Annotated in this window: 19 protein-coding genes; 13 read left to right on the top strand and 6 right to left on the bottom strand. The window is 60.9% G+C overall.

Going from position 1 to position 22,262, the window contains the following annotated elements; translation table 11 throughout:
- Positions 1–78 precede the first annotated feature (78 nt).
- The gene (locus AAE484_RS11190; RefSeq protein ID WP_341938555.1) at positions 79–666 is read right to left on the bottom strand and encodes a pseudouridine synthase; all 588 of its coding nucleotides are present in this window, start codon (positions 664–666) and stop codon (positions 79–81) included.
- Between the two features lie 99 nt (positions 667–765).
- Between AAE484_RS11190 and AAE484_RS11185 the strand changes: the two genes are divergently transcribed.
- Positions 766–2,997 (top strand): NADP-dependent isocitrate dehydrogenase, encoded by a 2,232-nt coding sequence (locus tag AAE484_RS11185; RefSeq protein ID WP_445928853.1) that lies wholly within the window; start codon positions 766–768, stop codon positions 2,995–2,997.
- 99 nt (positions 2,998–3,096) lie between these two features.
- Here AAE484_RS11185 and cspD read toward each other — a convergent pair whose 3' ends face one another.
- Positions 3,097–3,408, bottom strand: a complete 312-nt coding sequence (gene cspD / locus AAE484_RS11180) for a cold shock domain-containing protein CspD (protein ID WP_341938475.1) — start codon at positions 3,406–3,408, stop codon at positions 3,097–3,099.
- 292 nt (positions 3,409–3,700) lie between these two features.
- Between cspD and clpS the strand changes: the two genes are divergently transcribed.
- Positions 3,701–4,063 carry an ATP-dependent Clp protease adapter ClpS gene (gene clpS, locus AAE484_RS11175; protein ID WP_341938474.1) on the top strand — a complete coding sequence of 121 codons (363 nt, stop codon included), beginning with the start codon at positions 3,701–3,703 and terminating at the stop codon, positions 4,061–4,063.
- A gap of 24 nt (positions 4,064–4,087) precedes the next feature.
- A complete protein-coding gene (gene clpA / locus AAE484_RS11170; protein WP_341938473.1) occupies positions 4,088–6,361 on the top strand; it encodes an ATP-dependent Clp protease ATP-binding subunit ClpA in 2,274 nt (757 codons plus the stop codon).
- A 211-nt stretch (positions 6,362–6,572) separates the two neighbouring features.
- Here the strand turns inward: clpA and infA are convergent, their stop codons facing one another.
- From infA to trxB, 4 genes are all read right to left on the bottom strand, one after another.
- Entirely contained in the window at positions 6,573–6,791 is a 219-nt protein-coding gene (infA, locus tag AAE484_RS11165) for a translation initiation factor IF-1 (protein WP_341938472.1), read from the bottom strand.
- Positions 6,792–6,969: 178 nt separating this feature from the next.
- A complete protein-coding gene (locus AAE484_RS11160; RefSeq protein WP_341938471.1) occupies positions 6,970–7,677 on the bottom strand; it encodes an arginyltransferase in 708 nt (235 codons plus the stop codon).
- 32 nt (positions 7,678–7,709) lie between these two features.
- Positions 7,710–8,414, bottom strand: coding sequence for a leucyl/phenylalanyl-tRNA--protein transferase (gene aat / locus AAE484_RS11155; RefSeq protein WP_341938470.1), 705 nt, complete (start codon positions 8,412–8,414; stop codon positions 7,710–7,712).
- Between the two features lie 115 nt (positions 8,415–8,529).
- Entirely contained in the window at positions 8,530–9,483 is a 954-nt protein-coding gene (gene trxB / locus AAE484_RS11150) for a thioredoxin-disulfide reductase (RefSeq protein ID WP_341938469.1), read from the bottom strand.
- Positions 9,484–9,716: 233 nt separating this feature from the next.
- Here trxB and AAE484_RS11145 point away from each other — a divergent pair, with 233 nt between their 5' ends.
- The 10 genes from AAE484_RS11145 to gorA all read left to right on the top strand — a co-directional run bounded on the left by AAE484_RS11145 (position 9,717) and on the right by gorA (position 22,236).
- The gene (locus AAE484_RS11145) at positions 9,717–12,065 is read left to right on the top strand and encodes a DNA translocase FtsK (RefSeq protein ID WP_341938468.1); all 2,349 of its coding nucleotides are present in this window, start codon (positions 9,717–9,719) and stop codon (positions 12,063–12,065) included.
- Between the two features lie 224 nt (positions 12,066–12,289).
- Positions 12,290–12,922 (top strand): outer membrane lipoprotein chaperone LolA, encoded by a 633-nt coding sequence (gene lolA / locus AAE484_RS11140; RefSeq protein WP_341938466.1) that lies wholly within the window; start codon positions 12,290–12,292, stop codon positions 12,920–12,922.
- Complete coding sequence (locus tag AAE484_RS11135; RefSeq protein ID WP_341938465.1) at positions 12,922–14,262, top strand: replication-associated recombination protein A; 1,341 nt, start codon at positions 12,922–12,924, stop codon at positions 14,260–14,262. Before lolA ends, AAE484_RS11135 begins: the two co-directional genes overlap by 1 nt.
- Before the next feature lie 173 nt (positions 14,263–14,435).
- Positions 14,436–14,816, top strand: coding sequence for a fluoride efflux transporter CrcB (crcB, locus tag AAE484_RS11130; RefSeq protein ID WP_341938464.1), 381 nt, complete (start codon positions 14,436–14,438; stop codon positions 14,814–14,816).
- A gap of 259 nt (positions 14,817–15,075) precedes the next feature.
- A complete protein-coding gene (gene serS / locus AAE484_RS11125; protein WP_341938463.1) occupies positions 15,076–16,359 on the top strand; it encodes a serine--tRNA ligase in 1,284 nt (427 codons plus the stop codon).
- 24 nt (positions 16,360–16,383) lie between these two features.
- A complete protein-coding gene (gene cysG, locus AAE484_RS11120; RefSeq protein ID WP_341938462.1) occupies positions 16,384–17,802 on the top strand; it encodes a siroheme synthase CysG in 1,419 nt (472 codons plus the stop codon).
- Positions 17,803–17,897: 95 nt separating this feature from the next.
- Positions 17,898–18,131 (top strand): hypothetical protein, encoded by a 234-nt coding sequence (locus AAE484_RS11115; RefSeq protein ID WP_341938461.1) that lies wholly within the window; start codon positions 17,898–17,900, stop codon positions 18,129–18,131.
- 93 nt (positions 18,132–18,224) lie between these two features.
- Positions 18,225–19,283, top strand: coding sequence for a DUF2868 domain-containing protein (locus AAE484_RS11110; protein ID WP_341938460.1), 1,059 nt, complete (start codon positions 18,225–18,227; stop codon positions 19,281–19,283).
- A complete protein-coding gene (locus AAE484_RS11105; RefSeq protein WP_341938459.1) occupies positions 19,280–20,695 on the top strand; it encodes a DUF3482 domain-containing protein in 1,416 nt (471 codons plus the stop codon). Before AAE484_RS11110 ends, AAE484_RS11105 begins: the two co-directional genes overlap by 4 nt.
- 179 nt (positions 20,696–20,874) lie before the next feature.
- A complete protein-coding gene (gene gorA / locus AAE484_RS11100; protein WP_341938458.1) occupies positions 20,875–22,236 on the top strand; it encodes a glutathione-disulfide reductase in 1,362 nt (453 codons plus the stop codon).
- Positions 22,237–22,262: the final 26 nt, after the last annotated feature.

Here is a 22,262-nt window from a genome sequence, read left to right as displayed (position 1 = left end):
CCGGGAAGACCCTACCCCTGAGCGGGCCGGACGTGACGCAGAGACAGAGGGCGAGGCAACGGCAGGTGCGCTTGACGCTTACCGTGCCCTACGGGGACGTTTCGGCGTTGGTTTGGGTTTGGGGAGGTGCAGCGGTTCGGTGCGATATTGGCCGGGCTGGAGCTCTCCCAGGGACCAGGTGCCGATCCGGGCGCGGATCAGGCGCAGGGTAGGGTGGCCGACGGCGGCTGTCATCCGGCGTACCTGGCGGTTGCGGCCCTCGGTGATGGTCAGCTCCAGCCAGGTCGTGGGCACCGACTTGCGCTCGCGCACCGGCGGATGGCGCTCCCACAGGGCCGGTTCCGGGATCACCCGGGCTTTGGCCGGTCGGGTGAGTCCGTCGTTCAGTCGCACCCCCTGGCGCAGCGCCTGCAGGGCCGCCTTGTCTGGCTCGCCCTCCACCTGCACCCAATAGACCTTGGGCAACTTGTGGAGCGGGTGGGCGATCTGGTGCTGCACCTGACCATCGTCGGTGAGCAACAGCAGACCCTCGGAGTCACGATCCAGCCGGCCGGCGGGATAGACGCCCGGGCGGTTGATAAACGCCGATAGCGTTTCCCGACCCTCGGTGTCGGTAAACTGCGAGAGTACCCCAAAGGGCTTATTGAACAACAACAGACTGGCCAAAACGAAACCTCGATTCATGCCGGGCGCGGTCATTACTGGTATAATGCGACCGATTGACACACCGGCACACCCCCAGACAAGATGGAGTGACAGCTTATCATGACCGATTCCAAAATCATCTACACGGAAACCGACGAAGCCCCGGCGCTGGCGACCTATTCGCTGCTGCCCATTGTTCGGGCGTTTGCCGAACCCTGCGGCGTTGGTATTGAAACCCGTGATATTTCGCTTTCCGGGCGTATCATTGCTCAGTTTTCCGATCGCCTGCCCGAAGATCAGCGCATTGCCGATGAACTGGGAGAGCTGGGTGAACTGGCCAAGACGCCAGAGGCGAACATCGTCAAGCTGCCCAACATCAGTGCTTCCGTTCCTCAGCTTAAAGCGGCCATCAAGGAGCTGCAGAGCCAGGGTTACGACCTTCCCGACTACCCGGAAGAGCCCAGGAACGACGAAGAAAAAGCCATCAAAGCCCAATATGACAAAACCAAGGGCAGTGCGGTCAACCCGGTGCTGCGCGAAGGCAACTCCGATCGCCGCGCGCCGGCGTCGGTCAAACAGTACGCGCGCAAGAATCCGCACTCAATGGGCAAGTGGTCCTCTGAGTCCAAATCCCATGTGGCACACATGTCACACGGTGACTTCTACGGTAGCGAACAGTCCACGCTGGTGGAGAAGGGGACCGACGTCAAGATTCAGTTGGTGACGGGCGAGGGTGAGACCCGGGTATTGAAAGAAAAAACCGCCCTGCTCGATGGTGAAATCATCGATACCGCGGTCATGAGCAAAAAGGCATTGCAGGAGTTCCTGGAAGCCCAGATCGAAGATGCCAAAAAGCAGGACGTGCTCTTCTCGCTCCACCTGAAAGCCACCATGATGAAAGTGTCCGATCCGATCCTGTTCGGTCACGCCGTCTCGGTCTATTACGCCGATGCCCTGAAGAAACACGAAGCGGCGCTCAAGAAGGCCGGCTTCGATCCTCGCAACGGTATCGGTGATCTGTACTCCTGCGTTGAGTCCCTGCCGGAGCAGGAGCGCGAGTCGATCATCAACGACGTGGAGGCGGTGTATCAGGACCGTCCCAGCCTGGCCATGGTCAACTCCGATAAAGGCATTACCAACCTGCATGTCCCCAGCGACGTGATCATCGATGCCTCCATGCCCGCCATGATCCGCGACTCCGGCAAAATGTGGGGAGCGGACAACGATCGTCATGACGCCAAGGCGGTGATTCCGGATCGCTGCTACGCCAGCATTTACCAGGCGGTGATCGAAGACTGTAAAGTCAACGGGGCGTTCGATCCCACCACGATGGGCAGTGTCTCCAACGTCGGTCTGATGGCCCAGAAAGCCGAGGAATACGGCTCTCACGATAAGACCTTTGAAGTCCCGGCCGCTGGCAAGGTTCAGGTGCTCGATGCTCAGGGCAACGTTCTGCTGGAGCAGGAGGTCGAGGCGGGCGATATCTGGCGCATGTGCCAGGTGAAAGACGCCCCCATTCGCGACTGGGTCAAGTTGGCCGTCAACCGGGCCCGTGAGAGCGGTGATCCGGCGGTGTTCTGGCTGGACTCCAAGCGGGCCCATGACGCCGAAGTGATGAAAAAGGTCGAGCAGTACCTCAAGGACCACGATACCACCGGTCTGGAGATCCACATCATGACCCCGGTGGACGCCATGCGTTTCTCCCTGGATCGCATCCGCCAGGGCAAGGACACCATCTCGGTGACCGGCAACGTGCTGCGGGACTATCTGACCGATCTGTTCCCCATTATGGAGCTCGGCACCAGTGCCAAGATGTTGTCCATTGTGCCCCTGATGAACGGCGGCGGCCTCTTTGAAACCGGCGCGGGCGGTTCCGCTCCCAAGCATGTGCAGCAACTGCTGGAGGAGAACCATCTGCGCTGGGATTCGCTGGGTGAGTTTCTGGCGCTGGTGGAGTCCCTGCGTCACTTTGGTAAAACCACCGGCAATACCAAAGCGGGTGTGCTGGCCGATGCGCTGGACCGGGCCAATGCCCAGTTCCTGGAGCACAACAAGTCGCCGTCGCGCAAAGTGGGTGAGCTGGACAACCGGGGCAGCCATTTCTACCTGGCCCTCTACTGGGCGCAGGAGCTGGCGGCTCAGGACGACGACGCCGAGCTGAAACAGCGCTTCACCCAGCTGTCCAAAACCCTCCTGGCCGAGGAAGACAGGATTGTCGGAGAGCTGAACGGCGCCCAGGGCAAGCCCGTGGATGCCGGCGGTTACTACCGCCCGGATCGGGCCAAACTGACCGAGGTGATGCGCCCAAGCACCACACTCAACAGCGCTCTCGAGGCCCTGAAGAACGCCTAGCGTGTGATGGGTGAGAGGTCGGCGGGTTTCCGCCCGACTGCCCTGAACCCCCCGTCACTGCTGCAGTGGCGGGGGGTTTTTATTGCTGACTGATCACTGTCAGTGAGTGGTCATGCGCGCACTGGACTCCTGGCTGGCCTCAGCGCTCTCGCTCGCCGACCGGTACTCGCGTTGATCGCTGGCCTGATGGCGTTCAGCATTCGGTGAGTCCGAAGAAATGATATTGGTGGCGTGATAGCCCTTGTCGCCTTTGGTGACGTCAAACGCCACCATCTGGCCGGCCTTGAGGGTCTTGTAACCCTCCATCTGGATCGCGGAGTAGTGGGCAAACAGATCTTCACCCCCTTCTTCCGGTAAGATGAAGCCATAGCCCTTGGCGTTATTGAACCATTTGACTGTACCTGTAGGCATGGTGGGAATCCTTCTGTTGCCGTGAGGTGAGGCACCTCCACGGGAGTTTCGTTATTAGAGTCTGTTGGACCATATCAAAAGGCTATATCCAAAAGCGCTAAGGGTGCCACTTTTTGGTGCTTTTTTGACCAACTTAGCTTTTGTATCGAAGTTTTATGGCCATGTCAAGTAAAGGTCTGTCTCCGGGAGTAGGAGGAGGGGGCATCGATCCGGTACAATAAACCGTATATTGAGTCGAGTCCCATGGGAAATGCGGATTTTTTCTTTTTTGTACACGACACCGATAGGAAAAATGGCAATCTATCATCTAACCTTAAATAAAGACCCGGATCAGGATCACGTTGACGACGGCAGTGTCGCAGTACAGGAGGACAAACCGAAGCTGCGCCGCCCGTCCATGTACAAGGTGGTCATGCTCAACGATGACTACACTCCGATGGAGTTTGTAGTGGAGGTTCTGGAAACTTTTTTTTCCATGAACCGGGAGAAAGCGACGCAAGTGATGATCAAAGTGCATACTCAGGGCAAAGCGGTGTGTGGCATTTACACCCGGGATATCGCGGAAACCAAGGCGGCCCAGGTGAACCAGTATGCCGAGGAAAGTGAACATCCACTGATGTGTGAAATCGAAGCAGTGGAAGACGAAGACAGGTGATACTGTTGTTAGAGGTTATCAGCGATGCTAAGTAAAGACCTGGAAATTACCTTGAACCTGGCGTTCAAGGGTGCCCGCTCCAAGCGGCACGAATTCATGACGGTAGAGCACCTGCTGCTGGCGTTGATTGATAACGAGTCGGCGGCCAATGTGCTGCGTGCCTGCGGCGCCGACCTGAGTCAGCTGCGCAAGGAGCTGATCGAGTTTGTCGATTCGACAACGCCCCTGATCCCGGAGGACGACACCGAGCGCGAAACCCAGCCCACGCTGGGCTTCCAGCGGGTGTTGCAGCGGGCGGTATTCCACGTCCAGTCCTCCGGCAAACAGGAAGTGACGGGCGCCAACGTTCTGGTGGCGATCTTCAGCGAGCAGGAAAGTCAGGCCGTTTACTACCTCAAACAGCAGAGTGTGGCGCGCATTGATGTGGTCAACTACATCACGCACGGCATCCACAAGGTCGCGGGTCAGTCCGACCACGGCAACGATGGCGCCCAGGAGCAGCATGACGAAGAGTCGGTCGGGGGCGAGGCCCCGGCCCAGAGCCCTCTGGAGAGCTTTGCCGCCAACCTGAACGAGCAGGCCATGCAGGGCCGGATCGATCCGCTGGTCGGTCGTGAGTACGAAGTGGAGCGGGTCAGCCAGATTCTGTCGCGCCGGCGCAAGAACAATCCCCTCCTGGTGGGTGAATCCGGTGTGGGTAAAACCGCCATCGCCGAAGGCCTGGCCAAGCGCATTGTCGACGGGGCTGTCCCGGATGCTCTGGCCGACAGTGTGGTCTATTCGCTGGATATGGGCGCACTGCTCGCCGGTACCAAGTACCGGGGTGACTTCGAGAAGCGCTTCAAAGGCCTGCTGGGCGAGCTCAAGAAGCAGGACAATGCGATTCTGTTCATCGACGAGATTCACACCATCATCGGTGCGGGTGCAGCCTCCGGCGGGGTGATGGACGCCTCCAACCTGCTCAAGCCCATGCTCTCCTCGGGTGAGCTGCGCTGCCTGGGTTCCACTACCTATCAGGAGTACCGGGGCGTGTTCGAAAAGGATCGGGCGCTGTCGCGCCGGTTCCAGAAGGTCGATGTGAAAGAGCCCACGGTGGATGAAACCTACCAGATCCTCAAGGGGCTCAAAAGCCGCTTTGAGAAGCATCACAAGCTGCGCTACACCGATCCGGCGTTGCGTACGGCCGCCGAGCTGTCCGAGCGGTACATCAACGACCGCTTCCTGCCGGACAAGGCCATCGACGTGATCGACGAGGCGGGTGCCTACCAGCAACTGCAGGCGCCCAGCAAGCGCAAGAAGACCGTGAGCGTCTCGGATATCGAGGCGGTGGTGGCCAAGATTGCCCGGATTCCGCCCAAGAGCGTGTCCTCCTCCGACAAGGAGCAGCTGCGCAAGCTTGATGACAACCTCAAGATGACCGTCTTTGGTCAGGATGAGGCGATCGATACCCTGTCCACCTCGATCAAGCTGTCCCGGGCGGGCCTGAGCACGGGTGAGAAGCCCATCGGCTCCTTCCTGTTTGCCGGTCCCACGGGTGTCGGTAAAACCGAGGTCTCGCGGCAGCTGGCCAAGTGCATGGGGGTCGAACTGATCCGCTTTGACATGTCCGAGTACATGGAGCGGCACACCGTCTCGCGTCTGATCGGTGCGCCTCCGGGCTATGTCGGCTTCGACCAGGGCGGTCTGTTGACCGACGCGGTGACCAAGCATCCGCACAGTGTGGTGTTGCTGGACGAGATCGAGAAGGCGCACCCGGAAGTGTTCAACCTGCTGCTGCAGGTCATGGATCACGGCACCCTGACCGACAATAACGGTCGCAAGGCGGATTTCCGCAATGTGATCCTGATCATGACCACCAACGCCGGGGCGGAGGATATGAGCCGGCCCTCCATTGGTTTCACCAAACAGGACCACACCCTGGATGGCAAAGAGGCCATCAAGAAGATGTTCACCCCCGAGTTCCGTAACCGTCTGGACGCTACGGTCCAGTTCGGTGCATTGAGCAAAGAGGTGATCAAAACGGTGGTGGACAAGTTCCTGGTGGAGCTGCAGTCTCAGCTGGACGACAAGAAAGTGTCACTGGAAGTGTCCGATGGCGCCCGCAACTGGTTGGCCGAACACGGCTACGACGAGAAGATGGGCGCTCGCCCCATGGCTCGCCTGATCCAGGAGAAGGTCAAAAAGCCGTTGGCCGAGGCCGTGCTGTTTGGCACCCTGTCGGAAGGCGGTGGCTCCATCTTTGTCGATGTGGACCCGGCGAAAGACGAGCTGACGCTGGATATCAGCGGCAAGGATTAGATCAGTCGCCAGTAATCCCGTGCAGCACCAAAACCCGCCAGCTCAAGAGTTGGCGGGTTTTTTTATGTTCAGGATGAACGGGCCGAAATATGCTCCTGCCATTTCGGCATTTCCGCCATCCCTGGCGGTCATATACGTGAGCACAAGGATGTGCAGCGAACTGCAATATGGCATCGGCATTGGAGGCGGGGCGGAACGCCCCGGAAGGGCGTTAGCGCGAGCGGTAGGTGATTCGACCTTTGGTCAGGTCGTAAGGGGTCATTTCCACCTTGACCTTGTCGCCGGTCAGGATGCGGATGTAGTTCTTGCGCATCTTGCCCGAGATGTGAGCGGTGACCACGTGCCCGTTCTCCAGCTTGACGCGGAAGGTGGTGTTGGGCAGGGTATCGATGATCTCGCCTTCAAATTCAATATTGTCTTCTTTCGCCATTCGGCCTTTTCCTCAGCTTGCTGTGCACTGCCCCCGGAACTGTCGGTCAAGCTGTGACCGACCGGGTTCAGTGCGTTGAGTCTGAACGTTTCGCCCGGGTGGGCGTGAAAATAGGCGTGAATTGTGCCTGAATTGTGCCGAAAGGCCAAGGGGAAAAGGGTAAATGGCGGTAATTTCGCTATTTGAGGCGAACCCAGCGACGGTTGACCAGCATTTCCAGGGGGCGGTATTGGGTTTTGTAGTCCATTTTATGGCACTGCTTGATCCAGTAGCCCAGATACAGGTGACTCAGCCCCAATGCTTTCGCCTGTTCGACCTGGGCAAGAATACCAAAGACCCCGAGGCTCCGACGCGATTCGCGGCTGTCGAAAAAGGTGTAAACCGCCGACAGGCCGTCGTTCAGCCGATCGCATACCGCGACCCCCAGCAGTCGTCCCTGCAAGCGGAATTCCAGGTAGCGGGTCAGGCCCCATTCGCTGCTGAGAAAGGCGTTGTACTGGGCCTGGGACGGGGGGTACATGTCGCCGTCCCGATGCCGGGTCTCGATATAGTCGGCGTAGAGGTTGTAGTGCTCATCGGTGTCGATGTGGTCGACAAACCCGAGCTCCAGGTCGCTGTTTCGGCGCCAACAGCGGCGCTGAGTGCGGTTGGGAGCAAAGTCGGCCACGGGGATTCGACAGGAAATACAGGCCCGGCAACTGGCGCAGTGCGGCCGGTAGAGGTGCGAACCACTGCGACGAAAGCCGATTTGTGACAGCTGGGTATACAGCCCCTGATCGACCGGCGCGCTCGGGTCGATAAACAGGGTGGTCGCTTCTTCGTCATCCAGATAGCTGCAGGGGTGCGGCTGGGTGGCAAACAGCTTGAGGTTTGACAGATCGGTCACGACATCCTCCTCTTCACTCCGGAAGCGAGCGCTCAGGTCACCGGCGCGTTCAGTTGCCAGGGGCCGCTGATGGACGGCAGATAAGCACAGTCTAGCAGGATTTTTTCAAAGTCTTTACGGGCGATCTCTTCGGCGCCCAGACTGAAGAGGTGGCCACTGCTGACCTGGCAGTCCAGCAGCCGGAATTGCCAGGCCCGCAACTGGGCCACCAGGTGGACGAACCCCACCTTGGAGGCGTTGTCGGCCCAACTGAACATGGATTCGCCGAAAAAGACCCGTCCGAGTCCCAGGCCGTAGAGGCCGCCAACCAGCTCCTGGTCGCGCCAGACCTCGATCGAGTGCGCGAACCCCCGGTGGTGCAGTTCGGTGTAGGCCGCCAGCATCTCGTCGGTAATCCAGGTGCCCACCGCTCCGGCGCGGGGCGCCGCACAGGCCCGCATGACCGACTCGAAGGCGTGATCGGCGGTGACCACGAACTCGCCCTTGCGCAGCACTTTGCGCAGGGAACGGGACACATGCAGGCGTTCGGGAAACAGGACCGCACGTGGGTCCGGACTCCACCAGAGAATGGGTTGACCGTCTTCGAACCAGGGGAAAATGCCGCGACGGTAGGCGTGCAGGAGACGCTCAGTGGAGAGATCGCCGCCTCCGGCAAGTAACCCGTTGGGCTCATCCAGCGCTTCGCTGGTGTCGGGAAACTCCAGGCGGTTGGGGTCGATCCAGGGAAGGGTAATCATGGGCTACCTCCGTGAAGGAGCGGCCCCGGCCGTCGCGCGGACCGAAGGCCGGGGCGTATCACTCAGGGGCAGCGCTCAGGCGAACGCGAAGCCCCCGACAATCCATTTTCCGCCATCAGCCCTCGTGCTCGTCGAGATACTTCTCGGCGTCCAGAGCGGCCATGCAGCCCGTACCGGCCGAGGTGATCGCCTGGCGGTAGACGTAGTCCGAGACATCGCCAGCGGCGTAAACGCCGGGGACGCTGGTCGCTGTGGCGTTGCCGTTGAGGCCGCTTTTGACCTTGATGTAGCCGCCTTTCATATCCAGCTGGCCTTCGAAAATATCGGTATTGGGCTTGTGGCCGATGGCAATGAACACGCCCTGAACGTCGATTTCCTCTGTGCTTTCGTTGAGCATACTGCGCAGACGGGCGCCCGTCACGCCCTGTTCATCACCCAGCACCTCATCCAGGGTGTGGTCCCAGATGATCCGGACATTGCCGTTTTCCGCCTTGGCGAAGAGCTTGTCCTGCAGGATCTTCTCCGCCCGGAGCTTGTCTCGACGGTGGATCAGGGTGACTTCACTGGCAATGTTGGACAGGTACAGCGCCTCTTCCACAGCGGTATTGCCACCGCCGACCACGGCGACCTTCTGATCGCGATAGAAAAAGCCGTCGCAGGTGGCGCAGGCGCTCACGCCTTTGCCCATGAAGGCTTCTTCTGAGGGCAGGCCGATGTACTGGGCCGAGGCGCCGGTGGCGATGATAAGAGCGTCACAGGTGTAGGTTTCGCTGCCCGTCAGAGTGAAGGGGCGCTCGCTCAGATCGGTTTTGTCGATGTGATCAAATATGATTTTGGTGTCAAACCGTTCGGCGTGCTCCTGCATCTGCACCATGAGGTCGGGTCCCTGCAGCTCGCTGATACCACCGGGCCAGTTTTCCACGTCGGTGGTCGTGGTCAGCTGACCGCCCTGTTGCATGCCGGTGATCAGCACGGGGTTGAGGTTGGCGCGGGCGGCGTAAATGGCCGCTGTGTAGCCAGCGGGACCAGAACCGAGAATAATCAGGCGATGGTGCTGTGCGTCGCTCATGATCTGACGTCCTTTAGATTGCGATTGAAAAAATGGAGGGGTGAATAAACGGCGCTCATCATAAGTGAATCGTCCGCGAGGCGCAAAATAGTATGAACCAATGCCAGGCATTGCTTTCTTTAATGGTAATCTGGCGACTTCTTTTCCGATTGCGCGACGGCTTCTTTTGCAAAAGCGCAGTGGGTCGATAGAATAGCGCGCAACCACGGCGCTCAACACGGGAACCATTTGTTTTGAAGACCAGCAAAGCCAGTCAAACCGCCCCAACCACCGCTCATGCGGATGGTGTGCTGGTGCGGATCATCAAAGAAGGGGCGCTGATCGGCCTGGTGGCGGTCAGTGTTTACCTGATGCTGGCCCTGGTGACCTATGACCCGGGTGATCCGGGCTGGTCGCACACCGGGGAGAACAGCCGCGTGCATAACGCCGGTGGTCCGGCGGGTGCCTGGCTGGCCGATGTGTTCCTGTCGCTGTTCGGGTATCTGGCCTACCTGTTTCCGGTCATGCTGGGTTATCGTGCCTGGCAGGTCTTCCGCGACCGGGACCGTCAACCCGGCTTTGACTGGCTGCTGATCAGCCTGCGTGTGGTGGGCCTGTTGTTGGTGATGGTGGCCGGTACCGGTATCGCCAGCATGCATTACCCCGAGGGCACCGGTCTGCCTTTCTCCAACGGCGGACTTCTGGGCGCGTCCGTGGCCGAGGGAGTGGAGGGCGCCTTCAGTTACACCGGCGGTACCCTGGTATTACTCGCCATCTTTCTGTTTGGCCTGACCATCTTCACGGATCTTTCCTGGCTGGCGCTCATGGATGAAACCGGGCGGCTCACGCTGCTGACCGTGGAGCGGGTCCGGTCTGGCTTTCAGCACTGGCAGCGCCAGCGGGCCGAGCGCAAGTCGGCCCGGGAGTCCCAGAAACACCGGCGCGAAGCCGTGGCCAAACAGGTGGAGAAGGAGGCCAAGCGGGTACCCCCCACCATTTCCGAGCCGGTCAAAAAATCGCCACCCAAGCCGGTCGCCAAGCCCGCCCGCCAGGCCTCGCTGTTCGAGCCCAAAGACACCACACCGCCGGAGGGGGATCTGCCCTCTATCGAGCTGCTGGACCCGGCCGACCCGCACAGCGACAAGTCCTACTCCAAGGAGTCGCTGGAGGCCATGTCGCGCCTGCTGGAGCTCAAGCTCAAGGATTTCGGCATCGAGGTGGAAGTCGAGTCGGTCCAGCCCGGGCCGGTGGTCACCCGCTTTGAGATTCAGCCCGCTCCCGGGGTCAAGGCCAGCCGCATCACCAATCTGGCCAAGGATCTCGCCCGCTCGCTGGCGGTCATCAGCGTCCGGGTGGTGGAGGTCATCCCCGGCAAATCCGTGGTGGGGATCGAGATCCCCAACGAGCATCGCGAGATCGTGCGTCTGAGCGAAGTGCTGGCCTCCGAGGTTTACAGCAAGTCCCGCTCGGTGCTGACCATGGTGCTGGGCCATAACATTGCGGGCGAACCCATTGTGGCGGATCTGGCGAAGATGCCGCACCTGCTGGTGGCGGGCACCACCGGGTCGGGTAAGTCCGTGGGCGTCAACGTCATGCTGCTCAGCATGCTGTACAAGTCCTCGCCGGAAGAAGTGCGCTTGATGCTGGTGGACCCGAAGATGCTGGAGCTGTCTGTGTACGAGGGCATACCGCACCTGCTGACCCCGGTGATTACCGATATGAAAGACGCCGCCAACGGCCTGCGCTGGTGTGTGGGTGAGATGGAGCGGCGCTACAAGCTGATGGCGGCTATGGGTGTGCGTAACCTGGCCGGCTACAACCGCAAGGTGGAGGAGGCCCGCAAGGCCGGAGAGCCCCTGACCGACCCGCTCTGGAAGCCCGATGAGCATTACGAGGCGGGGGAGGCCGAGGCCTCGCCGCCGGAGCTGGAGCACCTGCCCTCGATCGTGGTGGTGATCGATGAGTTTGCCGACATGATGATGATCGTGGGCAAGAAGGTTGAGCAGCTGATTGCCCGGATTGCACAAAAAGCGCGGGCGGCGGGAATTCATTTGATTCTGGCGACTCAAAGACCGTCAGTGGATGTGATTACCGGCCTGATCAAGGCCAACGTTCCCACCCGGATTGCATTTCAGGTGTCGTCCAAGGTGGATTCGCGCACGATTCTGGACCAGGGTGGGGCGGAGCAGTTGCTGGGGCATGGCGATATGCTCTATCTGCCGCCGGGCAAGAGTATGCCCGAGCGCGTTCACGGGGCGTTTGTGGATGATCATGAGGTGCACAAGGTGGTGGCCGACTGGAAGAAGCGCGGTGAGCCCAATTATCTGGAGGGCATTACGGATGAGAGCACGACCAGTAATATTCCTGTTCCCGGGATGCCCGGCGGGGAGGAGGGCGATGATGCCGGTGAGGGCGATGCGCTCTACGATCAGGCGGTGGCGCATGTGATCGATTCGCGCAAGGCGTCGATTTCGGGTGTGCAGCGCAAGTTGCGCATCGGTTATAACCGGGCGGCGCGGTTGATCGATACAATGGAGGCGGCGGGCGTGGTGTCCGAAGCTGGCCACAATGGTAATAGAGAGGTTTTGGTGCCTAAGAATTAGAGAGACAGTTTGTTGTAGGTATTTTATGTAGGGCTTCACGGCCGGCCCGCTCAGGGGTAAGTGCTTCCCGGACACGGCGTGAACCCATCCCTGGGGCCTCTCCACCGACATCCTGTCGGTGACGGTCCGGGAAGCACTTACCCCAGATCGGGCCTCTGCACATCGTAGGTATTCCGTGCGGGCCCGAGACTACGATTTCGCGACAATCAGCAATGGATATCACTATGGTCAAAAACAAGTTACTGGCGCTCACAACACTACTTTTGCTGAGCCTGCCCCTGTGCGCGCAAGACAACCGTGATGTGGCGGCCGATCTGCGGGAGCGGCTGGATGATATGACCAGTCTGCAGGGGGAGTTTACTCAGACTTTGACCGATGCCGACGGTATGGTGCTGGAGGAGAGTAAGGGGCATTTTGTGATGGCCCGTCCCGGCAAGTTTGACTGGCAGACGACGGAGCCATTTGAGCAAAGGCTAGTGTCCGATAACGAGACCATCTGGCTTTACGATCCGGATCTGATGCAGGTCACGGTGCGTGACTATAATCGAGAGCTGCAGGAGACGCCCGCTCTGATTCTGAGTGATGAGCTGACTGAGCTGAGCGAACGGTTTGAGGTGACCCATACGGAGAGTGAGGCCGGGCTGGATGTTTTTTCCCTGAAGCCGCGCGAGGACGAGGGCCTGTTCCGGTCGCTGTCTCTGGTGTTTGATGGCAGGCTGTTGCGGGAGATCCGGATGTACGACAACCTCGATCAGGTGTCCTACTTCGAGCTCCGTGATCTTGAGCGCAATGTGGATGTGGACGATTCCCGCTTCACCTTTGAGCCGCCCGAGGGCGTGGATGTGCTGCGCGACTGATGGCCGACGATCTTTTCGACAGTCCGCCCGCGTACCAGCCACTGGCCGCGCGGATGCGGCCGCGTTCGCTGGCTGATTATATCGGCCAGGAACACCTGCTGGCGCCCGGCAAGCCGCTGCGTGATGCCATTGAGCGCGGCCATCTGCATTCGATGATCCTCTGGGGGCCGCCCGGGGTGGGCAAGACCACGCTCGCCCGGCTGTTCGCCGAGCAGGCCGACGCCCGCTTCCAGACCCTGTCGGCGGTTCTGTCCGGGGTGAAGGACATCCGGGCGGCGGTCTCGGTGGCCGAGCAGGAGCGCGCCTCGCGCGGGCGCAAGACGATCCTGTTTGTGGACGAGGTGCACCGGTTCAACAAGGCCCAGCAGGATGCCTTTCTTCCCTACGTGGAAGACGGCACCCTGATTTTTATCGGGGCGACCACCGAAAACCCCTCTTTTGAACTCAACAACGCCCTGCTGTCCCGCTGCCGGGTGTACGTGCTGCGCGGGCTGGAGCTGGACCATGTGCGTCAGGTCTTGCGCCAGGCGCTGGATGACAGGGAGCGCGGGCTGGGTGCGGAGCCAATCGAGATCGATGACGAGTGGCTGGATACTCTGGCCCGGGCCGCCGATGGCGACGCCCGCAAGTCGCTCAACCTGCTGGAGATCGCCGCCGATCTGGCCGAGGAGGGCAACGGCGTCAAGGTGATCGACAAGGCGGTGCTCACTCAAGTGCTGGCCGGCGACATCCGCCGCTTCGACAAGGGCGGCGATCTGTTTTACGAGCAGATTTCAGCGCTGCACAAGTCGGTGCGCGGCTCCTCCCCCGATGGCGCCCTGTACTGGATGGCCCGGATGCTCGACGGCGGCTGCGATCCGCTCTACGTGGCCCGCCGGGTGGTGCGCATTGCCAGCGAGGATATCGGCAACGCCGACCCCAGGGCATTGCCCCTGGCGCTCGCCGCCTGGGAGACCCAGGAGCGGCTGGGCAGCCCCGAGGGCGAACTGGCCATCGCCCAGGCGCTGGTCTACCTGGCGGCAGCACCCAAAAGCAATGCTGTGTATAATGCCTTCAACGAAATGATGGCGCTGGTGCGAGAGCATCCGGGTTATGAAGTGCCGGTGCATTTGCGCAACGCACCCACCAAGTTGATGAAGTCAATGGATTACGGTGCCGAGTATCGGTACGCGCACGACGAACCGGGTGCCTACGCGGCGGGCGAGAGTTATCTGCCCCCGGAGCTGGCCGACAGGCGTTTCTACGAGCCGGTGGATCGGGGACTGGAGCAGCGCATTCGGGAGAAACTGGCGTATTTTCGCGAGCTGGACGAGAAGAGTCCGATCAAGCGTTATCGTTAACTGTTTGGGTTATACGAAGCACTTAGGGCCGCTTTGGGGTGGAGTGTTCCCAGACCGTCAACCGCGGGACTAGTGTTGACGAGTTACAGGGAAGTGCTTGCCACGTGTCTGGGAACACTCCACCCCGAAGCGGACCGTGCGTGATGCAGCAAACACGGGGTATTCAATAGTCAATGCAATGGTTAGCGGTGGCCCTCGGCGGTGCTTTGGGTGCAATGGGGCGGTTTGCGTTTACAACCTGGTTGTTTCCGGTGTTGGGGCCGAAGTTTCCGTTGGGAACGCTGGTGGCCAATCTGGTGGGTTGTTTTTTGATCGGCCTGGTGTATGTGCTGATTGTTGAGCGGGGGTTGTTGGCGCCGGAGTTTCGGCCGCTGGTGATGACCGGTTTTCTTGGGGCGCTCACGACCTTTTCGACGTTTTCTCTGGATGCGTTGTTGTTGTGGGAGAATGGGTATCCGACGATGGCGGTGGTGTATGGGTTGCTGACGTTGGTGGGTTGTTTGTTGGCTGTTGTTGCGGCTGTTTATTTGGCTCGGGTTGCGCTTGCTGTTTAGTGGTTTTGTTGGAGTTAATTGTCGCTTGGTGGTTTTATTAAAGTGGCCTGAAGGGGTATCCCTGTCAGGAACACGCTGTTAATACGTCCGTGTACGCTTGGAGTCGGCGTCCTGCCTCCTACAGTTCCTGACAGGGATACCCCTTCAGGCCCGGTGCCATACTGGTAGATTTGAGAAATTAGGAATTTAGGAATAACTGGAATAGAGGGGCATTGAGTCCTTTTTCAATCAATTCATTCGGAAATCAATAAGACTTTTTATGCTGGATCCAAAACTTGTTCGTACCAATCCCGAGACAGTGGCCAAGGCGCTGAAAGTGCGCGGTTATGAGCTGGATGTTGCGCGTCTGACGTCGCTGGAAGAGCGGCGGCGCGAGGTGCAGGTGAAGACCGAGAATCTGCAGAAGGAGCGCAATGCCAGTGCCAAATCCATCGGTCAGGCCAAGGGCCGGGGCGAGGATGTGGAGCCGTTGTTGGCCGAGGTCGGTCAATTGAAGCAGCAGCTGGGTGAAGCGGAGGCGCAGCTGGATGAGATTCAGGCGGAGCTGGACGATATTCTCAGTGGCATTCCCAATATCCCGGCGGACGAGGTGCCCGAAGGGGCGACCGAGGATGACAACGTCGAGGTCCGCCGCTGGGGGACGCCGCGTGAGTTTGATTTTCCCATTGCCGATCATGTGGATCTGGGCGCGCGTCTGGGTGGGCTGGATTTTGATACGGCGAGCAAATTGACCGGTGCGCGCTTCGCGTTGATGCGTTCGGGGATTGCCCGCCTGCATCGGGCTCTGGCGCAGTTCATGTTGAACACGCATATTGAGGAGCACGGTTACGAGGAGGTGAATGTTCCCTTTATCGTCAACGCGGACTCGCTCACCGGCACGGGTCAGTTGCCCAAATTTGAAGAGGATCTGTTCAAGCTCAGCGATGAGCGCTGTTTTTATCTGATTCCCACGGCCGAAGTGCCGGTGACCAATATTCTACGCAATGTCCTGCTGGACGGCGCGGAGCAGTTGCCCATGCGCTTTGTCAGCCACACGCCCTGTTTCCGCAGTGAGGCGGGCGCTCACGGCAAGGACACCCGTGGTCTGATTCGTCAGCATCAGTTTGAAAAAGTGGAACTGGTGCAGTTTGTGCGCCCGGAAGAGTCTGAAGAGACTTTGGAAGCATTGACCGGTCACGCCGAAGCCATTCTGCAGAAGCTGGGTCTGCCGTACCGCACCGTGATTCTGTGTGGCGGCGATCTGGGTTTTTCCGCCGCCAAAACCTACGACATCGAAGTCTGGGTGCCGTCCCAGGAACGGTATCGCGAGATCTCTTCCTGCAGTAACTTTCGCGATTTTCAGGCCCGGCGGATGAAGGCGCGCTACCGCAATCCCGAGACCGGCAAGCCCGAGCTGTTGCACACGCTCAATGGTTCCGGTCTGGCGATCGGTCGCACGCTCCTGGCGGTGCTGGAAAACTATCAACAGGAAGATGGCAGCATCACCATTCCCGAGGTGCTGCAGCCGTATATGGGCGGAACCAAATTTCTCGGTTTTAATTAACCGTCCGGGGTAGGGTCGCCTGTTATGGATTACTTTCCCGTCTTTCTCGATCTGAAACAGCGCCGCTGTCTGCTGGTGGGCGGCGGCGATATCGCCACCCGCAAGGGTCGGCTGTTGGCCCGGGCGGGGGCCCGGTTGTGTATTGTGGCCCCGGAGATATCCGATGAGCTGCAACAGCTGGCCCGGGACGGAGACGGCGAACTGCACTGGCGCGAATACCAGAGCGAAGACCTCGACGAGGTGGTGCTGGTCTGCTCCGCCACCGACGATAACGAGTTGAATCAGCGTATCTCCCATGAAGCCCAGGCCCGCTATCTGCCCACCAATGTGGTGGACAGCCCCGCGCTCTGTAGCTTTATCACCCCCGCCATTGTCGACCGCTCGCCTCTGGTGATTGCCATTTCCAGTGGCGGTGAGGCACCGGTGTTGGCGCGCATGGTGCGCGCCAAGCTCGAGACTCTGGTGCCCGCCACTTACGGCCGGCTGGCGCAGCTGGCCAGTCGCTGGCGCGAGCGGGTCAAGCAGGCGTTTCCCGAGGAGTATCGGCGCCGGTTCTGGGAGAAGGTACTGCAGGGGCCGATTGCCGAACTGGTTTTTACCGGCCAGGAAGACAAAGCGGAAAAGGCGATCGAGAAAGATCTGGCCAATCCGCAGTACGTCGACAAAGAGGGCGAAGTCTATCTGGTGGGCGGCGGCCCCGGCGACCCCGAACTACTCACTCTGCGAGCCCTGCGTCTGATGCAGCAGGCGGATGTGGTGCTCTATGACCGGCTGGTCTCGCCTCAGGTGATGGATCTGGTGCGCCGGGACGCGGATCGCATTTATGTGGGCAAGCGGCGCAGTGACCACAGTATGCCCCAGGAGAACATCAATGAGCTGCTGCTCAAGCTGGCCCGGGAGGGCAAGCGGGTGTTGCGGCTCAAAGGGGGCGACCCGTTCATTTTCGGTCGCGGAGGCGAGGAAATCGAGCTTCTGGCATCCAAGGGAATTCCCTTTCAGGTGGTGCCGGGCATCACCGCCGCCTCCGGCTGCGCGGCCTATGCGGGCATCCCGCTGACCCACCGGGATCACGCCCAGTCCGTGCGCTTCGTTACCGGGCACCTGAAGTCGGATGACATCAACCTGGTCTGGCCGGAGCTGGCGCTTCCGGGACAGACGCTCGTGTTTTACATGAGCCTGGTCGGTCTGGAGGGTATTTGCCAGACCCTGATCCAGAACGGCCGCAACCCGGAAACCCCGGTTGCTCTGGTCGAGAAGGGCACCACCCAGGATCAACGGGTACTGGTTGGGACGCTCGAGACCATGGCCGAGCTGGTCGCCGCCAATGATGTACACGGGCCGACCCTGCTGATCGTGGGGGAGGTGGTGCGGTTGCACCGTCAACTGGCCTGGTTCTCGCCCGACCGCCCAAATGCCCAAAAAATTGACGATAACGAGACCTGATCCACAAAAAGGGGATAAAACGTCAAGTTTTCCGGTCAAACTCCGATATAGAGAGTAATAACGTCGCGTTGCGGCGGCTCTATTTGGAGGTCGATATGACGTACATAGGTCCTACCAGTACTCTACCGCCCAGCGCGCGCACCAAAATCAATACCACCCGCGCCCATGATCAGACCCTGCCGGTGAGCGAGCAGGTGTTCGACACCACGCCGGTGGCCCCCATTCGCGAACGCCGCCGGGCCGACCGGCGCAGACACCGTCGCAAACCTCTGGTAGAGATGCGTTCAGAGGATCGTCGCCAGCGGCGCAAGATTGATATCGAAGTCTGATGCCCGAATATGGTTAAATCGTCCCTTGCCGAGCTCGTGGGCCACGCGGCCCCCTGACGCTCAACCATTGACTCGGGATGATGACGGACCTTAATGACTGATACCCCTGCCGGAGCCCCCAGCGCGCGAGTGCAACTGCCGTTTTATGTCTGGCCTCTGGCATTGCTGGTCGGTGTGCTGGTGGCGGCCGGGTCTCTTGGCTACGCGCCGGGCGGGCGGCTCAACGTGCTCTGGCTCTGGTTGCTCTGGGCCGGCCTGCCGCTGCTGGGCTCGCTGGTTTCGGTGGCCTTCCTGTTGTGGGGCCGTGACCGCCCCTGGCTGTTTCGCTGGCGCCACCAGCGACTGCACTGGTACCCCAACCGCACACAGCGCTGGCACATGCTCTGGCTGCTCCAGGCCTTCTGGCTCTGGCTCGGCGCCGGGATTCTGCTGGGCTTTCTGGTGTTGCTGCTGTTCACCGATCTGGCCTTTGGCTGGAGCTCGACCCTGCTGAGCGGTGAGCACACGCTGCTATCGATCCTCGAGACCAGCGCCCGTCCCTGGGAGAACCTCTGGCCCGCAGCCGTTCCCGACAGCGGCCTGATGGAAGCCACCCGCTACCGGCGCATTGACCCCGAGGCGACGGCGACAGAGCGTGCGGGCGACTGGTGGCCATTCTTGATGGCGAGCCTCCTGTGCTACAACCTGCTGCCCCGGGCGCTGCTGGCCGGCTTGAGCTACGGGCGCTGGTGGCGCCTGGCCCGGGCCGCACGGGCACCCAGTGTGACCGCGCCGCCGATGACACCGGTCCGGGCGGGCACTGAAACGCCGCTGAAAGAAACGCCTCTGCACGCCTGGGAGGCGGCCGTGACCGCCGACTGGGAGCTTGAATCTCACGTCAGTGGTCCCCAATTCGGCCGCGCCTCCTGGGAGGACGATAAACGGGCGCTGGACGAGCTTCTGGTCGCTGCTCCCGAGCGTCTGCTCTGGCGTGTGAGTGCCAATCGCTCGCCGGTCGGGGAGATGGCCGACCTGATCGAGCGGGCCCGCCAGAATGATGTGGTGGAGCAGGGCCTTCTCGCCCTGACCGACCGCCAGACTCAAACCGAGCGTCATCTGGCCAGCTGGCGCCGCTTCGCTCAACAGCACCAGCTCACCTGGGTGACGCCATGACCCGAGCCGCCGTTGCCCCCAAGCTCTGCGTCGTGGGCCACCCCAATCGGGGCAAATCCTCCATTGTCTCCACCCTGACGGAAAACGACAGCGTCCGTATCAGTCCCGAGTCCGGCACCACCCGGCATGCGGATGCCTTTGAATTCGCCCTGAACGGTCGCGTTCTGCTGACCCTGGTCGATACGCCGGGCTTTCAGCGGGCGCGTCAGGTGCTGGCCTGGCTGGAGGCCGAAGAGGTCAGCCCCGGCGACCGGCCCGCCCGGGTCCGGGCCTTTCTCGACCAGCCGGGTCACAGGGAGCGCTTTCCCGACGAACTCGCGCTGCTCGCCCCGATCATGGATGGGGCGGGCATCCTGTACGTTGTCGATGGCGCCCAGCCTCCCTCGCCGCTGGACGAGGCGGAAATGGAGATTCTGCGCTGGACCGGTCAGCCCCGCCTGGCGCTGATCAACCCCATGGACGACCAGGGCCAACGCGAATCCTGGCAGCGTACGCTGGGGCAGTTTTTTCAGTGGGTGCGGGTATTCAACCCGCTGACGGCGACCATGCCCGCCCGGCGGGCGCTGTTGCGGGCGTTGGGTGAGCTGGAGCCGGGCTGGAGTGCGCCGGTCCGCGAGTTGATCGAGGGGCTGGAGCGGCGCGACCGGGCACGCCTGGACAGCGTCAGCGAGGCGCTGGCGGCCTACTGGTGCGAGCAGCTGCTTCAGTCTGAGTCGGTCAGGGTCCCTGGGGCTATTGGTCGTCAGCGCGCCCAGGAGCGCCTACAGGCGGCTCTGGATGCGCGGGAGTCGGATTATTTCCAGCGCCTGCGAGAGGAATGGGGGCACACCGCCAGCGAGCTGCAGCGCGATGCCCAGTGGGAGCTGGACACGGACAGTCTGATGAATACTCAAACCTGGTATCTATGGGGCCTGAAGCAGCGGGATCTGTTGGTGGTCAGCGGCAGTGCCGGCGCCGCCACGGGTCTGATGGTGGATCTGGGCCTGGGGGGCAGTTCGCTGTTTGCGGGTGCGCTCGGGGGTGGGGTGCTGGGTTCGGTGGGGGGCTGGCTGGCGTCCCGCCAGTTGCCGGGCAGGCGTCTGGGGTGGTTACCCTTGGCGTACGAGCAACAAGTGTTGGGGCCGGTGAAGCACCCCAATTTTCCGCTGGTGGTCATGGCCCGGGCGTTGACCTTCACCCGGCAGTTATGGCTCAAGCCTCATGCCGAGCGCAGTGCGATTGCGCTGCGGGCGGAGGCGGCTCAGTGGCGGCGCAATCAGCAGGTGCAGTTGCTCAGTTGGGCCAAGCTGTTGCAGCAGGACCGGTGGCAGCCAAAACACCAGGATGCTCTGGTAAGCTGGGTCAGAGAACAGTTGCAGGTATCGCTGGAGGAGGCTTTCTCAGAGGAGGAATCAACCAGTTGGCAGGAGTGACTCGAGTGGTGGCATAACGTCCACCCCGAAGCGGTCCTCTGCACTTTGTAGAAACCACTGTGCGACCTTGTAGGTCGGATAAGCCTAAGGCGCATCCGACTTGAACAAGGCAAGAAAACTACACGGATGCCGCACAACTACATCTAACGCAACAAACAACACTGGGAGCAGACACAACAATGGCTGATTACGACTACGACCTTCTGGTCATCGGCGCCGGCTCCGGTGGGGTGCGGGCCAGCCGTATTGCCGCGCAACTCGGGGCGAAGGTCGCGGTGGTGGAAGAGCGCTACCTGGGCGGCACCTGCGTCAATGTCGGCTGTGTGCCCAAGAAACTTTTTGTCTACGCCTCCCACTACCGCGAGGCTTTCCACGCCGCTCTGGGTCACGGCTGGCACGCCGGCTCGATCAAATTCGACTGGAGCGAGCTTCGTCGGAACAAGGATCGCGAAATCGAGCGGCTCAACGGTATTTACGAGCGGATGTTGAACAAGGCCGGGGTGGAGATCATCGATGGCAGCGCACGTCTGCTCGGGCCGCATCGGGTGAGTGTCGGGGAGCGTGAAATCAGTGCCGAGCGGATTCTGATTGCGGTCGGTGGCTGGCCCTGGGTGCCGGATATTCCCGGGCGCGAGCATGTGATCACTTCCAATGAGGCTTTTTATCTGGACGAGTTGCCCCAGCGGATGGTGATCGTCGGGGGCGGCTACATTGCCGTGGAGTTTGCCGGTATCTTCAATGGGTTGGGCGTTGAAACCCATCTGTGTTATCGGGGGGATCTGTTTCTGCGGGGTTTCGATCAGGATCTGCGGGATCATCTGGCCAGTGAGATGCCCAAAAAAGGCGTTCATCTGCACTTCAACACCGACATCAGTGCGGTGGAACAGACCGGGGCGGGTGACTATCGGGTGACGCCCAAGGAGGGCGCGCCCTGGAATACCGATCTGGTGATGTACGCCACCGGTCGCAAGCCCAAAACCGAGGGGCTGGGGCTGGAGAACACCGCGGTGGACATCGCCGATGACGGCCACCTGTCGGTGAACGGGCATTTTCAGACCGCCGAGCCCTCGATCTACGCGCTGGGTGATGTGACCGGTCCGATGGAGCTGACGCCGGTGGCCCTGGCCCAGGGCATGGCTATGGCGCGCAATCTGTTTTCCGGTGATGACCGGCCGATCAGCTACCGGGATATTCCCACAGCCGTCTTCAGTCAGCCGCCGATGGCGACGGTCGGTTTGACGGAGCGGGAGGCGCGGGAAGAATATACCGAGATTGATGTGTATCGGAGCGCCTTCAGACCCATGCAGTATTCGCTGACGGATCTGGACGAGCGGGCTCTGGTCAAACTGCTTGTGGATCGGGCAACCGATCGGGTGGTAGGTTGCCATATGGTGGGCCCGGAGGCGGCGGAGATCATGCAGGGGCTGGGCGTAGCGCTCACCGCCGGTGCCACCAAAGCCGACTTTGACCGGACCATCGGGATTCACCCCACGCTGGCCGAGGAGTTCGTGACCCTGAGGCAGCCCGTCACGATCGAGTGAATGCAACCGAGTGCAGGTAACAAAGC

The sequence above is a fragment of the Marinimicrobium sp. C2-29 genome (assembly GCF_038419845.1).
GTDB lineage: Bacteria > Pseudomonadota > Gammaproteobacteria > Pseudomonadales > Cellvibrionaceae > Marinimicrobium.
Note: the sequence above shows the minus strand (reverse complement) of the source record. Positions and strands in the feature narration are given on the sequence as shown.

Coding starts and splice junctions, on each gene's coding strand:
- AAE484_RS11185 (WP_445928853.1), top strand. CDS start 766: ATGACCGATTCCAAAATCATCTACACGGAAACCGACGAAGCCCCGGCG.
- cspD (WP_341938475.1), bottom strand. CDS start 3,408: ATGCCTACAGGTACAGTCAAATGGTTCAATAACGCCAAGGGCTATGGC.
- clpS (WP_341938474.1), top strand. CDS start 3,701: ATGGCAATCTATCATCTAACCTTAAATAAAGACCCGGATCAGGATCAC.
- clpA (WP_341938473.1), top strand. CDS start 4,088: ATGCTAAGTAAAGACCTGGAAATTACCTTGAACCTGGCGTTCAAGGGT.
- infA (WP_341938472.1), bottom strand. CDS start 6,791: ATGGCGAAAGAAGACAATATTGAATTTGAAGGCGAGATCATCGATACC.
- aat (WP_341938470.1), bottom strand. CDS start 8,414: ATGATTACCCTTCCCTGGATCGACCCCAACCGCCTGGAGTTTCCCGAC.
- trxB (WP_341938469.1), bottom strand. CDS start 9,483: ATGAGCGACGCACAGCACCATCGCCTGATTATTCTCGGTTCTGGTCCC.
- lolA (WP_341938466.1), top strand. CDS start 12,290: ATGGTCAAAAACAAGTTACTGGCGCTCACAACACTACTTTTGCTGAGC.
- AAE484_RS11135 (WP_341938465.1), top strand. CDS start 12,922: ATGGCCGACGATCTTTTCGACAGTCCGCCCGCGTACCAGCCACTGGCC.
- crcB (WP_341938464.1), top strand. CDS start 14,436: ATGCAATGGTTAGCGGTGGCCCTCGGCGGTGCTTTGGGTGCAATGGGG.
- serS (WP_341938463.1), top strand. CDS start 15,076: ATGCTGGATCCAAAACTTGTTCGTACCAATCCCGAGACAGTGGCCAAG.
- cysG (WP_341938462.1), top strand. CDS start 16,384: ATGGATTACTTTCCCGTCTTTCTCGATCTGAAACAGCGCCGCTGTCTG.
- AAE484_RS11115 (WP_341938461.1), top strand. CDS start 17,898: ATGACGTACATAGGTCCTACCAGTACTCTACCGCCCAGCGCGCGCACC.
- AAE484_RS11110 (WP_341938460.1), top strand. CDS start 18,225: ATGACTGATACCCCTGCCGGAGCCCCCAGCGCGCGAGTGCAACTGCCG.
- AAE484_RS11105 (WP_341938459.1), top strand. CDS start 19,280: ATGACCCGAGCCGCCGTTGCCCCCAAGCTCTGCGTCGTGGGCCACCCC.
- gorA (WP_341938458.1), top strand. CDS start 20,875: ATGGCTGATTACGACTACGACCTTCTGGTCATCGGCGCCGGCTCCGGT.